General features: G+C 64.0%; 15 protein-coding genes and 2 pseudogenes. 13 read left to right on the top strand and 4 right to left on the bottom strand.

Annotation, left to right across the window (positions count from 1 at the left end; genetic code table 11):
- The first annotated feature begins 182 nt into the window (after positions 1–182).
- Positions 183–1,223, top strand: coding sequence for a histidine kinase (locus J7396_RS19900; protein WP_234878346.1), 1,041 nt, complete (start codon positions 183–185; stop codon positions 1,221–1,223).
- Entirely contained in the window at positions 1,220–1,924 is a 705-nt protein-coding gene (locus J7396_RS19895; RefSeq protein WP_057681690.1) for a LytTR family DNA-binding domain-containing protein, read from the top strand. The genes J7396_RS19900 and J7396_RS19895 overlap by 4 nt, the downstream gene beginning before the upstream one ends.
- A 144-nt stretch (positions 1,925–2,068) precedes the next feature.
- On the opposite strand, the gene J7396_RS19890 is transcribed toward J7396_RS19895, so the two are convergent.
- The gene (locus J7396_RS19890) at positions 2,069–3,442 is read right to left on the bottom strand and encodes a serine hydrolase domain-containing protein (protein ID WP_209261985.1); all 1,374 of its coding nucleotides are present in this window, start codon (positions 3,440–3,442) and stop codon (positions 2,069–2,071) included.
- 392 nt (positions 3,443–3,834) lie between these two features.
- On the opposite strand from J7396_RS19890, the gene J7396_RS19885 reads away from it, so the two are divergent.
- The 3 genes from J7396_RS19885 (at position 3,835) to J7396_RS19875 (ending at position 6,839) form a co-directional block, all read left to right on the top strand.
- On the top strand, positions 3,835–4,251 hold the full coding sequence (locus tag J7396_RS19885; RefSeq protein WP_011347345.1) for a hypothetical protein: 417 nt from the start codon (positions 3,835–3,837) through the stop codon (positions 4,249–4,251).
- A complete protein-coding gene (locus J7396_RS19880; protein ID WP_209261984.1) occupies positions 4,248–5,561 on the top strand; it encodes a sorbosone dehydrogenase family protein in 1,314 nt (437 codons plus the stop codon). Before J7396_RS19885 ends, J7396_RS19880 begins: the two co-directional genes overlap by 4 nt.
- Positions 5,562–5,804: 243 nt before the next feature.
- Positions 5,805–6,839, top strand: coding sequence for a Gfo/Idh/MocA family oxidoreductase (locus tag J7396_RS19875; RefSeq protein ID WP_039416772.1), 1,035 nt, complete (start codon positions 5,805–5,807; stop codon positions 6,837–6,839).
- Between the two features lie 317 nt (positions 6,840–7,156).
- On the opposite strand, the gene J7396_RS19870 is transcribed toward J7396_RS19875, so the two are convergent.
- The 3 genes and pseudogenes from J7396_RS19870 to J7396_RS19860 all read right to left on the bottom strand — a co-directional run bounded on the left by J7396_RS19870 (position 7,157) and on the right by J7396_RS19860 (position 8,727).
- A complete protein-coding gene (locus J7396_RS19870) occupies positions 7,157–7,435 on the bottom strand; it encodes a hypothetical protein (protein ID WP_029819423.1) in 279 nt (92 codons plus the stop codon).
- Positions 7,436–7,569: 134 nt separating this feature from the next.
- Positions 7,570–7,737, bottom strand: a pseudogene (locus J7396_RS19865) (DedA family protein); the annotation flags it as partial.
- A gap of 27 nt (positions 7,738–7,764) precedes the next feature.
- The gene (locus tag J7396_RS19860) at positions 7,765–8,727 is read right to left on the bottom strand and encodes a hypothetical protein (RefSeq protein WP_209261983.1); all 963 of its coding nucleotides are present in this window, start codon (positions 8,725–8,727) and stop codon (positions 7,765–7,767) included.
- A 683-nt stretch (positions 8,728–9,410) separates the two neighbouring features.
- Between J7396_RS19860 and tssB the strand changes: the two genes are divergently transcribed.
- The 8 genes and pseudogenes from tssB to J7396_RS19820 all read left to right on the top strand — a co-directional run.
- Complete coding sequence (gene tssB / locus J7396_RS19855; protein ID WP_033478592.1) at positions 9,411–9,917, top strand: type VI secretion system contractile sheath small subunit; 507 nt, start codon at positions 9,411–9,413, stop codon at positions 9,915–9,917.
- Complete coding sequence (gene tssC, locus J7396_RS19850) at positions 9,910–11,427, top strand: type VI secretion system contractile sheath large subunit (protein WP_033478588.1); 1,518 nt, start codon at positions 9,910–9,912, stop codon at positions 11,425–11,427. Before tssB ends, tssC begins: the two co-directional genes overlap by 8 nt.
- 99 nt (positions 11,428–11,526) lie before the next feature.
- Positions 11,527–12,030 carry a type VI secretion system tube protein Hcp gene (locus J7396_RS19845; protein ID WP_008571946.1) on the top strand — a complete coding sequence of 168 codons (504 nt, stop codon included), beginning with the start codon at positions 11,527–11,529 and terminating at the stop codon, positions 12,028–12,030.
- A 32-nt stretch (positions 12,031–12,062) separates the two neighbouring features.
- On the top strand, positions 12,063–12,896 hold the full coding sequence (locus tag J7396_RS19840) for a type VI secretion system accessory protein TagJ (RefSeq protein WP_209262023.1): 834 nt from the start codon (positions 12,063–12,065) through the stop codon (positions 12,894–12,896).
- Positions 12,884–13,387, top strand: a complete 504-nt coding sequence (gene tssE / locus J7396_RS19835; RefSeq protein WP_008571949.1) for a type VI secretion system baseplate subunit TssE — start codon at positions 12,884–12,886, stop codon at positions 13,385–13,387. Before J7396_RS19840 ends, tssE begins: the two co-directional genes overlap by 13 nt.
- A 2-nt stretch (positions 13,388–13,389) precedes the next feature.
- Entirely contained in the window at positions 13,390–15,267 is a 1,878-nt protein-coding gene (gene tssF / locus J7396_RS19830) for a type VI secretion system baseplate subunit TssF (RefSeq protein ID WP_209261982.1), read from the top strand.
- On the top strand, positions 15,231–16,241 hold the full coding sequence (tssG, locus tag J7396_RS19825; protein WP_209261981.1) for a type VI secretion system baseplate subunit TssG: 1,011 nt from the start codon (positions 15,231–15,233) through the stop codon (positions 16,239–16,241). Before tssF ends, tssG begins: the two co-directional genes overlap by 37 nt.
- A 32-nt stretch (positions 16,242–16,273) precedes the next feature.
- Positions 16,274–16,858, top strand: a pseudogene (locus J7396_RS19820) (type VI secretion system ATPase TssH); the annotation flags it as partial.

Raw genomic sequence — 16,858 nt, 5'->3', positions numbered from 1 at the left:
CACACGGCCACTGCGTTGTCGCCCGGTGCGATCAGCGATGCAGCGAGAAAGCATCGACGGTCATCCACATCGTGCAATCGCCTTCACTCGGCCCTATTCTCTGCCCGGGCATCGGTGGCAACGCGTCGCTGGCATGCCGGACGGAGATGAGGCTGCGTGACAGAGGCAAGGAAATACCCGGCATGCGCGGAGTAGGGCGCATGTTCTGGCTGATGCAGGCATTGGGCTGGTCGCTGTTCCTGGCGATTGCCTACGTGGCTCGGCCTAGCGAGGAAGCGGTTCCCGATGGGCTGCAGTTGGCCGCAGTGGCTAGCTTTAGCGTGGGCGGGTTGCTGGGCAGCCTGCTGCTGCGCCGGCTCTATCGAACACTGCAAGCCGATGGCTACGGCGAAGTGCGTTGGCTGGGCCTGTTGCTGGTTGCCAGCCTGCTGGCGGCGCTGGGCGTGGATGTGGCGGTCCACGGCACACTGCTGGGCTTGCGCGGACTCTCGCCGGGGTTGATGGCGCTGTCCGAGGCGCAGCCGATGATCGCGGGCACGGCCCTGCTATGGCCGGCCTACATTGCCTGGAGCCTGCTCTACCTGTCGATCAGCAGACAGACGCGGCTAGCCGAAGCGACTCGCCACCAGAACGATCTGCGGCTGGCGCTCAAGGAGGCGCAGTTGCAACGTCTGCTCGGCCATATCAGCCCGCATTTCACCTTCAACACGCTCAACAATATTCGAGCGCTCATCCTCATCGATCCAGAGCTGGCACGCGAACAGATCACCCGCTTCGCCAGCACGCTGCGCTACCAGTTCACCGGCGGCGAAGAAGCCCTGGTGACCGTGGACGAAGAAATGGCGGTCGTGCGCGACTATCTGGGCTTGGTCGGCATGCAACTCGGCAAGCGCCTGCGCTATGCCGAACACGTGGATGCAGCCGCATTGCTGCGACGGGTACCACGATTCTGCGTGCAGCTGCTGGTGGAAAACGCGATCAAGCACGGTCTGGGGCTCAGCAGCAGCGTCGGCGATCTGCAGGTAGGCATTGCCGTGCAGGATGATGCGCTGCATATCCATGTGCGTAACAGCGGGCAATTGCAAGCCGGCGGCAGCGGCGGCACGGGCCTGGCGAACCTGCGGCAACGCCTGCAACTCTCGTTCGGATCACATGCCGGCCTGCAATTACATGAAGAAGGCACGTGTGTGGTGGCACATGTATGGATTGGAGAGGGCGCGTGATTGAAGCGGTGATCGTGGAAGATTCGGAGCTGGCCCGCTTCGAACTGGAGCATCAGCTCAAGGGTTACCCGCAGCTGCGTGTGCTGGGCCATGCCGATGATGTGGACAGTGCAGTGCAGTTGATCGAATCGGCTACGCCGGACGTGGTCTTTCTGGATATCGACCTTCCCGGCGGCAACGCGTTCGATGTGCTGGAGCGCCTGAGTCGGGTTCCGCGCATCATCTTCACCACCGCCTTCGACGCGCATGCGCTCAAGGCGTTCGGCTACAACACGGTGGACTACCTGCTCAAGCCAATCGAACCGCAGCGGCTTGCCCAGGCAATCGAGAAACTAGGCGACGCGGTTGCCGCCCCGCCGGTGCGGCGTGCGATGGACAGCGCCATCTTCATCAAGGACGGCGAGCGCTGCTTCCTGGTCAAGCCGCGCGATGTGCGGTTGATCGAGGCGGTCGGCAACTACAGCCGGGTGTACTTCCAGAACCACGCGCCACTGCTGTATCGGCCGCTCGGGGCGATTGAAACGCAGCTGGCGCCGGACAAATTCTTTCGCGCCAGCCGCAAGTACATCGTCAATCTCGACTTCGTGGAGCAGGTTGCACCGTGGAGCAACGGCGGCCTGATGCTGACCCTGCGCGGTGGGCTGGAAGTGGAAGTGTCCCGCCGCCAGAGCGCACGCTTCAGAGAGCTGCTTAGCCTTTAGCTTTCGGCGGTTTCTGGGTGGCTGGCAACGTGGGGGCAATTTGCCAGATCAGTGCCGATGGCGCACGCGAGCCACGGGGCATGCGTGTGGCATATGCCCACTCTGTGCACCGATTCCGCCGGAGGGCAGCCGCGCAGCCGCTTGTCAGTTGTCCCCGGTCGGTTCGCGAGTGCCGCTGCTGTCACCCATCAAGCGGTCGTGCATGGTCATGACTGCGTTGCCATTGCCGTCTTTGTTGAAGCTCAACGCATCCAGGCTCTCGCCCAGGTAGTAACGGCCGTCGGCATGCGGCAGCACGGCAACCGGGTCTTCTCCCTCGCGCTGCAGTTGCAGCGCGCCGTCCACTTCCGCAAGCACGCGTACATCATCTGCAGCAAAGCGATAACGGCCCAGCCATGCGCGGTCCTGGCTGCGCAGCGCGACCGTCGCCGCATAGGCATGCCCGGCGGCGATGGCGGCCAGACGCACGCTCAGGTTGGTCGGATCCAGGAACTCGGCATTGGTCAATACGGTCACGAAGACGTCCGGCTGCGTCACCCGCACCACATAGCTGTTGAAGCCGTTGATGAAGCCGCCATGCTCCACGTCGGCCATGCCGTTTACCTGGCCGATGATCCAGCCGAAGCCGTAGGGCGAGGCGCTGCCATCGGCCAACGTGGTCGTGCGCATCGCCTGCGCCAGCAGCGATGCCGACACCGGCAAGCCGTCGCGCAATGCGCGGTGCCAGATCGCCAGATCGTCCACCGTGCTGATCAGACCGCCCGCGCCTTGCGGCTGCGACATGCTGATGAAGTCGGCGTTCTGCAACTGGCCCTGCGCGCGGCGATAGCCATGCGCGCGTTTGGCGATCACGGTGAGATGGTCATCGTAGCGGGTATGCAGCATGCCCAGCGGCTGGAACAGCGACTGCTGCATATAGACCGGGTAGGGCTGAGCGGTGATGCGTTCGATCAGATAGGTCAGCACGATGTAGTTGGAGTTGCTGTAGCGAAAGCGCGTGCCCGCAGCAAACTCCAGCGGCAGGTCCTTGAAATAGTTCATCAGGCTCCGCGCATCGGTGTCTTCCCGTCGCGCGGCGCGCGAGGCAGCGATGCTGCTGACATTCTTGATGCCGGAGGTATGCGTGAGCAGTTGCTGCACGGTGACCTTGGCGAGCGGGCCGCTCAGCGCCGGGTCCACTGACTCCAGGCAGGTATCCAGTTGCAGCTTGCCCACCTGCACCAGTTGCAGTACCGCCATGGCGGTGAACTGCTTGCTGACCGAAGCCAGCCGCATTGCCGCGTCCGGTTGCATGGCCACGCCATTTTCGATGTCCGCCATGCCGTAGGCCTGGCGCAGCAGCACCTGATCGCCACGCGTCACCAGCACCACGCCGCCCGGCTGGCTGTCCTTGAAAAACGCAGCGGCCTCGCGCGCCAATTCGGCCGTGGCTGACGCCGGCGGTGTGGTTCCCGTCGCGCGGGTCGTGCCGGCCATGCTCAGCGCGGTAGCCAGCAGCATCATCGCAATTGTCTTCATACACCTGCTCCTTCAGTGGATGGAGCGCAGCTTGGAAGCGGAGCCGTGCAGCGCCCAGCGATGCATGACGTGCGGTCGAGACAGGCATCGAACGGTCGACGGAGCGGATGAGCGGGAGCCGTAAGTGACGGTCTGCGCTGCACATGGCCCGGCATCGCGTGGGGTCAGGGCGTGGGCGCTATGGATGCGGTGGCACCTCCCAGGCAGCCCGGCAGCAGGCTGCCCAGGGATCGAACGCGACAATAGATGCAGCCTGCGTGCGTTCGAAAGGCACCAGGCAGCGCCAGCTTCGGTTATCTGCACGGGCACGAATTTCGCGAATATCACGCTGCTCATCACATGCAAGCTGTCAGCATCGGGGCACGTTTCGCCATTGCCCCAATGAGTCCGCTATGAATTCAACGACCGTTCCGGCCCGTCCATGGGCCGTCCATCCGTTCCACGCAGCCGTGCTCGGCGGTGTGTGGCCGCTGTTTCTCGGCGCCTTGCTCAGCGATTACGCCTACTGGAGCAGCTACCAGATCCAGTGGAGCAACTTCGCATCCTGGCTGCTGGTAGGCGCGATGGTGTTGACCACGATTGCGTTGGTGTGCGCCATCGTCGCGCTGGTGCGCGGAAGCCGTAACCTGATCTACATCATTGCGCTCATTGCTACGTGGATCGTGGGCTTTTTCGATGCCTTGCATCACGCCCGCGACGCATGGGCCGTCATGCCGGCAGCCCTGGCGCTGTCCGCGATTGCGACGTTGTTCGCATTGGTTGCGACCTGGGCAGGATTGTCCGGTCTGCGCGTAGGAGGTGCACGATGAAGCGTCAGACCACCAGTCTCATCACCGTCTCCATTCTTGCTGCAGCGCTGGCCGCATGCGGCAAAGCACCGGAGGTCAGTCAGCGCGGCGCAACCCCGGAACTGCCGGAGCCGGACCGCGGCTTGCTGCCCGACATGAAGATTGCCGAGCCAACCGCCTGGAACGAGCGCAAGCCCACCGTGCCGGCAGGCTATCGCATCACCGCGATCGCCAAGGATCTTGGCATTCCGCGCCAGACACTGGTGCTGCCCAATGGCGACATCCTGGTGGCAGAAGGCCGTGGTGGCGGCGCGCCAAACCTCAAGCCAAAGGATGTCATTGCCGGCGCGATCAAGGCCAAGGGCACCTCCAAGGCCAAGAGCGGCAATCGCCTGACCTTGTTGCGCGATGCTGATGGCGATGGCACCTACGAACTGAAAACGGTGTTTGCCGACAAACTCAACGCGCCCTACGGGCTGGCGCTGATTGGCGAGGCGCTGTACGTAGCGAACCAGGATGCGTTGGTACGCTTCGAGTATCGGCAGGGCCAGACCCAGGCGAGCGGGGCGCCCACCAAGGTGACCGACCTGCCGTCGGCCATCAATCATCATTGGACCAAGGCGCTCACAGCCAGCGCGGATGGCCGCTATCTGTATGTGGCCATCGGCTCCAACAGCAACATCACCGAACGTGGCATGGCCGTCGAGCTCGACCGCGCGCAGATCTGGCAGGTGGATGCCGCAACCGGCGCGCACAAACCGTACGCGACCGGTATCCGCAATCCCACGGCGCTGGCCATCCAGCCGGGTAGCGGTGCGTTGTGGGCAGTGGTCAACGAGCGCGATGAAATCGGCCCCAACCTGGTGCCGGACTACCTCACCTCGATACGCGAAGGCGGTTTCTATGGTTGGCCTTACAGCTATTGGGGCAAGAACGTGGACGCGCGCGTCATGCCGCAAGATCCGCAGAAGGTGGCATCGGCGATCGTGCCGGACTATGCCCTGGGTTCGCATGTCGCCGCACTTGGCGTTGCGTTTTCTTCCAGCGCAATGGGCGCCAAGTTCGCCGATGGCGTCTTCGTCGGTGAGCACGGTAGCTGGAACCGAAATCCGCCGGTTGGCTACAAGGTCGTGTTCGTGCCGTTCCGCGACGGTCGACCAGCAGGCGACCCAATCGACTTCGTGTCCGGCTTCCATGGCGAAGATGGCAAGACCCGCGGCCGGCCGGTGGGTGTCACGGTCGACCCGCGTGGTGCATTGATCGTTGCCGACGATCTGGCCAACATCGTCTGGCGCGTCACACCAGACGCCGCGGCCGCTGCGCCCCGGTAGGCAGGACCAGCCGAGCAGTGACGATCCCGGTGTTGCACGCTCCGGTATCGTCGCTGCAGTCGGCGATGCTGATTGCTGCTTCCAACGGGGCGCGATGTCGATTGCGTGCACTGTCATGCCATGAAGACTTCGCGCTCACTCAGGTGTCGATGCCCTGCAAGCGACGCATCCTGGGGAGCATCGTCGTTGACATCGTCGGCGCTTTGCTAGCATCACCACACCATCGATGCAGAGCACATCCTCATGCTACCGACCACATTCCCGACGCCGGACCTGTTCTTGCCAGGCCAGGGCGAACCGGCATTGCGCTGGGGCGTGCTGGGTCCCGGCAAGATCGCATCCGCATTCGTCGATGCCTTGCGTCGCAATACGCGCCAATGTCCATTCGCGGTGGCCTCGCGCAGCCGCGAACGTGCCCAGACGTTCGCCGATACCTGGGCGATGGAACACGCCTGTGACAGCTATGAGGCGCTCGTCCATCACCCGGACGTCGACATCGTCTACATTGCGACCCCGCACAGCGAACATCTGGAACATGGCCTGCTCGCACTTCGTGCGGGCAAGCATGTCCTGATCGAAAAGCCCATGACCACCTGCGCGCAGGATGCCCGCATCCTGGTGCAGGAAGCGCGTAGGCGCGGACTGTTCCTGATGGAGGCCATGTGGAGCCGTTATCTTCCACACACCTCGGTAGTGCGCAAGCTACTGGCCGATGGAGCGTTGGGCGATGTCCGCCACGTGTTCGCAGACCTGAGTCAGTCGGGGCCTCGCGATCCACTGCATCGGCAACGCAATGCTTCACTCGGGGGCGGGGCGTTGCTCGACCTGGGCGTCTATACCGTGCAGTTCTCCTCGATGGTGTTGGGCGCACCTAGCGCAATCACGGCCGTGGGCGCGCTCACCCAGACCGGCGTCGATGCCTATTCGACCGTGGTGCTGTCGCATGGCGGGCACGCGCAATCCACCCTGGTCAGTTCCATCGTGGCCCGTAGCAGCTCCACCGCCTATGTCACCGGTAGCGCCGGCCGTATCGATCTGGCAGGCGATTTCCATAACCCGACCACGCTGCGTCTGGTCGGCAACGGCGACGCCATCGAACCGTTGCTCTGGACCGACCCCACCGGTGTTGACGGCTATCGCGCGCTCTCCTGGCAAGCCACTGCAGCTGCTCGCTACATCGGCCAGGGATTGATGGAATCGCCGCTGCATCCGCTCGACGAGGTCATTCAGATCATGACGACTTTGGACGTGGCGCGCTCGCAGCTAGGGATGGTGTAGGACCGCAACCACCCGAGACGACGCGCGGGCAGGGCGGCCATCCATCCAGGAAGAATCTGCTCTTGGAGGACTGCAGGCAGAGGATCGCAGCACGTACCTCTGGTCAATGGCCGCGCATTCCCTGCACGCAAGCATTGGCCATTCAGCCAAGAACATTGTAGAACGGCCTGTGATTGTCCTGGTGCCGACGAGAAAGCGTCTGGCGCATGTCACGCATTTCAAGATCATGAAAAAGGCGCCCCCACTACAGCAGGGGCGCCAGTCCAGTTGCGCGTTGCAGTGAGTCAATATTGCGGTGCAAGCAATCGAAACCAGACTTACTGCGGCAGATCGCACTTGAGTTTGCCGTCGACATAATACGGCTTGGGAACATCCGGATTCTTGCTCGTCTTCTCGAACACCACTTCAAACGAGCCGAGATCCGGCGTGCCGTTGCGCGATGTGCAGGCTTCCTGCAATTTCTTCTTCACCGCCGCGATGCCTGCATCGCGATTGGCGCCTTCGGCGCTGTTGGTCAGGTTGGCAACTTCGGCGTAGGCCATCGAGCTTAGCCCCATCAGGCAACCAGCCAGGATCATCGTCTGTAGCTGCTTCATACAATCTCCTTTGTCGTGTCGCTCATGCGCTGCAGCTACCCTGCAGCGCCGACAGCATAGGCGGTTCGCGTTAAGCGCTCGTGGGCACTGGAATCTGGCGCTTTCGGGTCAGCAGCATCAGCAACGGCAGGCAGTCATCGTGCAACCGCAAGCGTCGCCCATGCAACCACGGCATAGCGTGCGGTCTTGGCAACGACCAGCAGAGGCACCACCGCACGCAGCGACTCGCGCATGACCCCAGCGGCGAGCGTGAACGGGTCGCCGATGACCGGCATCCAGCTCAGCAGCAGCGTCCATTTGCCATCTCCCAAGTGAGATGGGTCAAAGCCTCACGGCCGCTCTAACTTCATGAGGAGCGCATTTGCCTCGGCCATGCGCGCTTGGACCGATGTCGAGGCAAGTGGGTCGAACCGCGCAACGACATTGCCGGAGCTGTCGCGTATCCAGATCGTTAATCCGACACCGAAACTCTGCGATAGCTCGCGCCAGGCGATAAGCTCCGCAAAGTCTTCGCCTGCCGAAGCGGTGGAGTACAACGACACAAATGGAGATTCGGCCAGAGCCCGATAAAGCATCGGTGCCTGTGACAGGGGCTGAGCTAGTTTGCGCCGGTAGACGGAGGACGCAAGCGGGCCGCGATCGAGTGGAGCGGCCAAGCTGCGGTAGTCGGTCCATATCTCGCGGAAAGGGCCGCCGTCGGCGGTGATCTTCAAGGTGCTGTCGACGACGTGAGTTGCTTCGTGCAGCAGCAGATACTCCAGAGCAGGAACCGCCCCTGCATCCAGTTGAATGCGATATCCCGACGCGTCTGTAGTGAACAGGCGGGCATCCTTGCCGGTGAGAAAGGCGCTGAGCGAGGTGTCGAGGACATCTCCACGCACGGTAATCTCGAAGAGCGGTTTGCCATCGGCGCCGTCGTACTCGCGTGTCAATGCCGTACCCGGACTCCAGGGCGCATCAACGAAGCTCAGTCGCGCCAGACGCTGTTGCAGGATCTGACGGTGCAACGCAGGCAATGCGTCAATCGCGCGTTCGACCAAGGCCCACTCGCGGTCGCTTAGCTGATGCACCCGTGCGCGCTGATCGATACCAGAGAAGGCGTTCAGGCTGTCTTCGTGTGCAGGCTGGACCCGCGCGCGCAAGGACGTGCTGGACAGATCGACGTCCGCCTTCGGTGGCGTACCCGAGACCGGCGCGGGTGCGCCAGCCCAACCGACATTCGCACACATCAATAAAGACGCCAACAGGCAACCTGCCAATGGGCCAGACGTGTAGTTCGGCAAATCAGACATGAGAGGCACCCGACAGAGACGGTGTTGCATCCGTATGTAGCGGACAAGTGATGTAGTGCCCGTGGATCGTAGCCTAGGCGGCACGAGGTGAGGTCGTATGGCACCTATGCACGCATCCGATTGAAGCTATCTGCCCCGCAATAGTGCACTGATCATCTTGATGCCCAGTTCCATGTCCGCGTGCCTGCATGCAGGCAAGCGGACATTGCGCAGCGTGATCAGCGTCTTCGCCGCCATGCCATGACGCATGCTCGCATCGTGCCGCCTGCTCGCACGGTCTAACCACGGCGCGTGCCACGCGTGTCCATCTCGGAAATATGCCAGCGATTCGCTGTGCGCAAGATCCGACTCCCATCGAAGGCTGCGCGGACTGCGATTACCTGAACGAATGCGTGGCCGTGGGGATTGCCTCGCCGCTTGACGCAATGGGCAGCGGCTAGCCAGCGATTGGATGCCGCACGGAAGAAGCCAGCGCATTCGAGTGCTCCGCCGGCGTGCGCTGTGGTTGTCATTGGATCCTGCGGGAAAGCCCATCACGCACACCCATACCTGCCATCCCGGCGTTCGATTTCATTCCGCCGACGGCAACGCACACGATGCACATCCGGTGCAAGGGATACGCCTTTGCCACACGGCCGCTGCAACCGCAGCGTCCAGCAACCACGCAGATCATCGGAGGCCGCATGTCCGTTCGCAGCAGCAGTCAGAAGTTCATTGCCAGGAATCGCGCGCCTCGCGTGCAGATCGAATACGACGTCGAGATCTACGGCTCGCAGAAGAAGGTGCAGGTTCCGTTCGTCATGGGTGTGTTGTCGGACCTGTCCGGCGCCAATACAGAAAACCTGCCGGCGCTGGAAGCACGCGATGCAGTGGAAATCGATATCGACAATTTCGACAGCCGGCTGCGTGCCATGCAACCGCGGGTGGCAATGAGCGTTTCCAACACCCTCACCGGCAGCGGCGAATTACCTGTCGATATCACCTTCGACAGCCTGGACGATTTTTCGCCCACCGCCGTGGTGAAAAAGGTGGCACCGCTGGCCGAGCTGCTGGAAGCGCGTACCCAACTGGCCAATCTGGGCACGTATCTCGACGGAAAGGCCGGCGCCGAGCGCTTGATCGCCGATGCGATCAAGGATCCCACCTTGCTGCGCTCGCTGGTCGCGGCCCCCAAGTCGACGGATGAGTAACCCCATGGCGACCCAGAATTCTTCCGCTACCCAAGACCTTGCCGATGCCCAGCCGCTAACCAGTCAATCCGACGACTTTGCGGCGCTGCTGACTCGCGAATTCCGTCCACGCAGCGAACGCGCCGGCGAAGAAGTGCGGTTGGCTGTGCGCACCCTGGCCGAACAGGTGCTGGAACGCAGCGACATCATCAGCGACGATCTCGCGCAGACCATCAATGCGTATGTTGCCGAGATCGACCGCAAGATCACCGAGCAACTCAACCTCATCCTGCACGCACCGCAGTTCCAGGCGCTGGAGGGTGCATGGCGCGGCCTGCATTATCTGGTGAGCAATACCGAATCGGACACGCAGTTGAAGATCCGCGTGCTCAACGTGTCCAAGAAGGAGCTCGCCAAGAACCTCAAGCGCTTCAAGGGCACCGCCTGGGACCAAAGCCCGGTGTTCAAGAAGATCTACGAAGCCGAGTATGGTCAGCTGGGTGGCGAACCGTATGGCTGCCTGATCGGCGATTACCACTTCGACCACAGCCCGCAGGATGTCGACACGTTACGCGGCATCAGCCAGATTGCGGCCGCCTCGCATGCGCCCTTCATCGCCGCTGCGGGTCCCGGACTGATGGGGATGGAAAGCTGGAGCGAGCTCTCCAACCCGCGCGATCTGGCCAAGATTTTTTCCACCCCCGATTACGCGGCATGGCGGTCGTTGCGCCAGAGCGAGGATGCCAAATACTTGGCGCTGGCCATGCCACGCACGCTGGCACGGCTGCCGTACGGCGCCAAGACCGATCCGGTGGAAGCGTTCGACTTCGAAGAAGACACCCAGGGCGCCGATTCGTCGCGCTACACCTGGCAGAACGCGGCCTATGCGATGGCGGTCAACATCAACCGCTCGTTCAAGCAGTACGGTTGGTGCACGCGCATTCGCGGCGTGGAGTCGGGTGGGGCGGTGGAAGGCCTGCCGACGCACACCTTCCCGGCCGACGACGGCGGTGTGGACATGAAGTGCCCGACCGAGGTCGCCATCACCGACCGCCGTTCGGCGGAACTGGACAAGATGGGCCTGATGCCGCTGGTGCATCGCAAGAACACCGACATGGCCGCCTTCATCGGTGCACAGTCGCTGGGCAAGCCCGAGGAGTACGACGACCCGGATGCCACCGCCAACGCAGCGCTGAGCGCACGGCTGCCGTATATGTTCGCCTGCTGCCGTTTCGCCCACTACCTCAAGTGCATCGTGCGCGACAAGATCGGCTCGTTCAGCACGCGCCAGCAAATGCAGAGCTGGTTGACCGATTGGGTGATGAACTACGTCGACGGCGACCCGGCCAATTCCAGCGAAGAAACCAAGGCACGCAAGCCCTTGGCCGCCGCCGAAGTGGTGGTCGAAGAGGTCGAGGGTAACCCCGGTTACTACACCTCCAAATTCTACCTGCGCCCGCATTACCAGCTCGAAGGCCTGACGGTATCGCTACGCCTGGTCTCGCGCTTGCCATCGGCGCAAGCCGCCTGACCGCTTTCAGGCTTGGCTTTCAACACTAACGACCTGCGGCTGGCATAGCCGCCGGATCGGCTCTGCCTTTCCTGCACCACCCACCACTGGAGAAGTTCCATGGCTTTCGATATGCATCTCAAATTCGGCTCGGGCGACGTCGAGATCAAGGGCGCGTCCAACCATTCCAAGCACAAGGACGAAGTGCCGATCATTGCCTGGTCGTGGGGTACCAGCAACACCGGCAACCTGCACACCGGCGCTGGCTATGCGGCCGGCGGCAAGGCCAACGTGCAGGATATTTCCGTCACCAAGTACGTCGACAGCTGCTCCAACGCCTTGCTCAATGCCTGCTGCACGGGTGCGCGTGTGGATTCGGCCACGCTGTACGTGACCAACGCCACCGGCGAGCAGACCGACTACGTCACCATCGAGCTGAGCGAGGGCGTGATGATCACCTCGGTGTCCACCGGCGGCAGCGGTGGCGAAGATCGTCTGACCGAAAACGTGACGCTGCATTTCGGCAAGTTCAAGTACTCGTTCCAGCCGCAGGACGACAAGGGCAAGAAGCAGGGCGGCACCAAGGACTTCACCTTCAACATGCAGGAAGTGAAGAAGTCCTGAGCCAACGCAGTCCGACCGGAGCGCCAATGTCGATGTCCACCGTCCATCCCGAACATGCCTGCGCTCGCCTGATCAAGGCAGACAATCCCGAGGCCTCGTTGGCGACCGCCAAGGAGTGGGTGCGGCAATGCCCGGCCGATGCCCAAGCGCGCATCGGCTTGTTCCAGCTGCTGGCCGTGGTGGGCGACTGGGAGCGGGCGCGGCAGCAGTTGCTGCTGGCGGCAGACCTGGATCAGGCCTGGATCGGCGTGGCTGGCGCGTATGCGTGCATTCTCGACGCCGAACTTGAGCGCGAGCAGGTGCTGGCCGGTCGGATGATGCCACTGATGCCTGGTCAGGTACCGCAGTGGCAACACGATCTGCTGCAGGCATTGCAACACGATCGCGACGGCGAGCCAGCGCAGGCCGCACGACGGCGTGCGCTGGCGCTGACTCAAGCCGATGCCATCGCGGGGCACGTCGATGGCGAACGTTTCGACTGGTTGGCGGACGCCGATCCACGGTTTGGGCCTTGCCTGGAGGTCATCCTCGAAGCGGGCTACGCCTGGCTGCCGTTCGCCCAACTGCGCAGCCTGCGTTTCGAGGTGCCTGGCAGTCTGCGCGACATGCTGTGGCAATCGGTGGAAATTCAATGGCGCGACGGCACGCACAGCCGTGGCGTGGTGCCTTGTCGTTACCCCGGCAGCCACCACAGCGACGACGGCGCGATCCGTCTCGGCAAGCGCACCACCTGGCAGGGCGAAGACCTGTCTGCCTGCGGTCTGGGGCAACGCCTGCTGGCCGGCAGCGAAGACGACTACCCCTTGCTCGATATTCGCCATATTGCATTCGACACCGCCGCGGTGGCAGCGCCATGGCCGAACTGACCCAACAAGAGCGGCTGCAGCCCTCGCTGCTGGACCGTTTGATCGACGACCGTCGGCATGAGCTGGCCGAGAGCCGCGACGCGCGCGCGATCGGTCCGGCCAAGCTGCGCGACTGCGTCATGCGCGACCTGACCTGGTTGCTCAACTGCACCCGCCATTGGCATGAGGACGCGCTGCAAGCGTATCCGCATGTCGCCACCTCGGTGCTCAATTACGGCATTCCCGATCTGGCCGGCGCGCGCCTGGCCGGACTGGACGTGGTCGAGCTGCAGAACCGCATCCACGCCGCCATCGTGGCGTTCGAGCCGCGGCTCGCTGCGGCCAGCCTGCAGGTCACCGCCAAGGTCGATACCGGGCGCATGGACCGCATGTCGCTGTCCTTCGTCATCGACTCCGAACTCTGGGCGCAGCCATTGCCATTGGCGCTGTATCTGCGCACCGATCTCGACCTGGAAACCGGTCGCTTCAGTCTGTCGTCCGGAGCGCACTGAGCATGGATCCGCGTCTGCTCCACCACTACAACCGCGAGTTGCAGCATGTGCGCGGGATGGGCGCGGAGTTCGCGCAGGCGTATCCGAAGGTGGCCGGCCGGCTCGGCATGAGCGGTATCGAGTGCGCCGACCCGTATGTCGAACGCCTGCTGGAAGGGTTCGCGTTTCTGTCCGCGCGCGTGCAACTCGAATTGGAGGCACAGCAACCGGTATTCGCCCAGCACCTGATGGACATGCTGTATCCGCACTTCCTGTCGCCGGTGCCGTCGATGGCCGTGGTGGAGCTGCAACCGGAGCAGGGCGAGGGCATCGGTCCGGCGGGGCATCTTGTGCCGCGTGGCAGCGCGCTGCGCTCGTTGATTGGGCACGGCGACCGCACGGCCTGCGAGTATCGTACGGCGCATGCGGTGACGCTGTGGCCGCTGCGTCTGACCGCCGCCAGCTACCTGGCCTCGCCGGCGGCGCTGGCCACGCTTGGCGTGCCGGTCGAGTCGCGCGCGCGCGCCGGCCTGCGGTTGGTTTTCACTGTGAATGCCGGGCTGCGTCTGGACATGCTGGCGCTGGACACACTGCCGATCTTCATCACCGGCGCCGACGGACTGGCCGGCAGCCTCTATGAGCAACTGCATGCCAATGCGTTGGGATTCGTGGTGCGTGCCCGCGCCGCGGATGGGCAGGTGCTCAGTCGCAACTTCGGCCCCGAGCATCTGCAGCCACAGGGCTTCGACGATGAGCAGGCATTGCTGCCGCGCAGTGAGCGCTCCTTCAGCGGCTATCGTCTGTTGCAGGAATACTTCGCTTGCCCAGAGCGCTTCCTGTTCGCCGCCTTCGATGGCCTGGCACAGGTGCTGCCGCGCGCGGCCTGCACCGAGTTCGAGATTGTGGTGTGGTTCGATCGTGCCGTCGAACGGCTCGACAATGCCGTGGATGCGAGCAATTTCCGCCTGCATTGCACCCCGGCCATCAACCTGTTCCCCAGGCGCGGCGATCGCATCCATCTGCAGCCCGGCATCTGCGAGCATCATGTGCTGGCCGACCGCACGCGGCCGATGGACTTCGAGATCCATGGCGTGGAGCAGGTCGAGGGCTTCGGCGATGGCAATACGCCGATGCAGCGTTTCGAGCCGTTCTATGGCGCGCAGCCGCGTAGCTGGCATGAGCGGCGCTCGGCGTTTTATGCGCTGCGGCGTCAGCCGCGGCGGCTGTCGACCGGGCAACGCCGCACCGGGCCGCGCTCGAGCTACGTCGGCAGCGAAGTGTTCCTGTCGCTGGTCGATGGCGATCAGGCGCCGTATCCGCATCAGCTGCGGCAATTGGGCATGCAGCTGTGGTGCAGCAACCGCGATCTGCCGCTGCATATGCCGGTGGGCAAATCCAGCACCGACTTCGTGCTGGACGATGGCGGCCCGGTGGCGGCGATCCGCTGCGTGGCCGGTCCAACGCGACCGCGCTCGGGCGTGACCGCCGGCGATACCCGCTGGCGCCTGATCAGCCATCTTCAGTTGAACTATCTCTCGCTGCTGGAGGCCGGCGACGACGGCGCCACCGCAGTGCGCGAGATGCTCACGCTCTACCACGACCCGCACGATGCCGCGGCGCGGCGCCAGGTCGAGGGCGTGCGCCGCATTGCCTCACGCCCGATCGTGCGCCGCATTCCGGTGCCGGGCCCGGCCACCTATGGCCGCGGGCTGGAGATCACCTTGACCTGCGACGACGCCGCGTTCGAAGGGCAGGGCGTCTACCTGCTCGCCTCGGTGCTGCGGCATGTCTTCGCCCGCCAGGCATCGCTGAATTCCTTTACCGAAACCGTGCTGTGCACGCTCGAACGTAACGAGGTCGTCCGATGGCCAGCCCATCTCGGCAATCGGCCGATCCTCTAGCGTTGCTGGCGCACCTGGAGGCGCAGCCGCAGGACTTCGAGTTGTTCGAAGCGTTGCGGCGGCTGGAGTGCGAGCATCCGGCGCAACCGCGTCTGGGCCAGGCAGCACGGCCGTTGGAGGAGCCGGTGCGCTTGGGGCAGCGCGCCTCGCTGGAGTTCCCGCCGCGCGATATCGACAGCCTGCAACCGGGCCCGGACGGTCTTCCGCCGACGCTGCGGACGCTGGCCTTGGGTTTGTTCGGCCCGCATGGCGCGCTGCCGCTGCATCTGACCGAACACGCGATCGAACGCGAAGGGGCTGGTGACCCGACCTTCGCCGCCTTCGCCGACATCTTCCACCACCGCATGATCGCGCTGTGGTACCGCGCCTGGGCCGATGCGCGCCCGACCGTGCAGATGGATCGTCCGGGCGAGGACCGCTTTGGCGCGCGGCTGGATGCGCTGACCGGCGTGGACCAACCCGCGCTGCGCGGCCGCGATGCGATGCCGTTGGCCGCACGCCGGCACTTCGCTGGCCGCTTCGTCGCCCAGGCACGCAATGCCGAAGGCCTGCGTGCGGTGCTGATCGGCCTGTTCGATGTCGCCGTGCAGGTGCAGGAATTCGTTGCCAACTGGTTGCCGTTACCCGAAGAAGGACGGCTGCGGATGGGACGTGCTGCTGCGCGCATGGGGCGTGACGCCACGCTCGGCGCATCGGCGCGCAACGCCCAACACCGCTTTCGCCTGCGGATCGGTCCCTTGGAGATCGCCCGTTACCGCGAGTTCCTGCCGGGCGGCCAGGCCCTGGAAGTACTGACCGCCGCAGTACGCGGCTACGTCGGCGACGAGCAGGCCTGGGACCTGCAATTGGTGCTGGCGCGCGAAGACGTCCCGCTGCCGCTGATGGGGCAGGGCCAGCGCATCGGCCTGTCGCTCTGGCTTGGTCACTATCGTCGCCCGCGCGATGCCGACCAGCTGGTGCTCACACCGTCCTGATCGACCTCTGTATCCATTTTTCTGGAGTTTCCATGGCAGACATCAGTCGCGCCGCCTTGTTCGGCAAGCTCAACAAGACCACGTATCGCGGCATCGAATCGGCCACCGCCTTCTGCAGGCTGCGTGGCGACCGCGAGGTAGATCTGCTGCATTGGCTGCATCAGTTGCTGCAGGCCCAAGACGGCGACCTGCACCGCATCGTGCGCCATTTTTCGCTCGACGCGGCGCGCCTTGCGCAGGACCTGACCGCGGCACTGGACCGGTTGCCGCGCGGCGGTGGCGGGCACTTCGATCTATCGGCCAGCGTGGAGGAGGCAGTGGAACGCGCCTGGGTGCACTGCACGTTGCGCTACGGCCGGCAGCGCATCCGTGGCGGCGACCTGCTGGTGGCGATTCTGCACACGCGCAGCCTGCGTCACGGCTTGCTGGCCATGTCCAGCGAGTTCGGCAAGCTGCGGGCCGAGGCGCTGGCCGACGAACTGGACGCCATCGTCGCCGGCTCGCCGGAGGACGATGCCACCGATATTGCGGCGGCCAGCGCTCCCGCCGGACCAGCCGCCGCTGGTGGGACTGCCGCGCTCGCGCTGTATACGGTCGACCTCACCGCACAAGCACGC

Origin of the sequence: Xanthomonas sp. A1809 (genome assembly GCF_017746015.1) — a bacterium.
Classification (GTDB): domain Bacteria; phylum Pseudomonadota; class Gammaproteobacteria; order Xanthomonadales; family Xanthomonadaceae; genus Xanthomonas; species Xanthomonas euvesicatoria.
The sequence above is the reverse complement of the archived record's forward strand: the minus strand, read 5'-3'. Positions and strand labels throughout refer to the sequence as shown.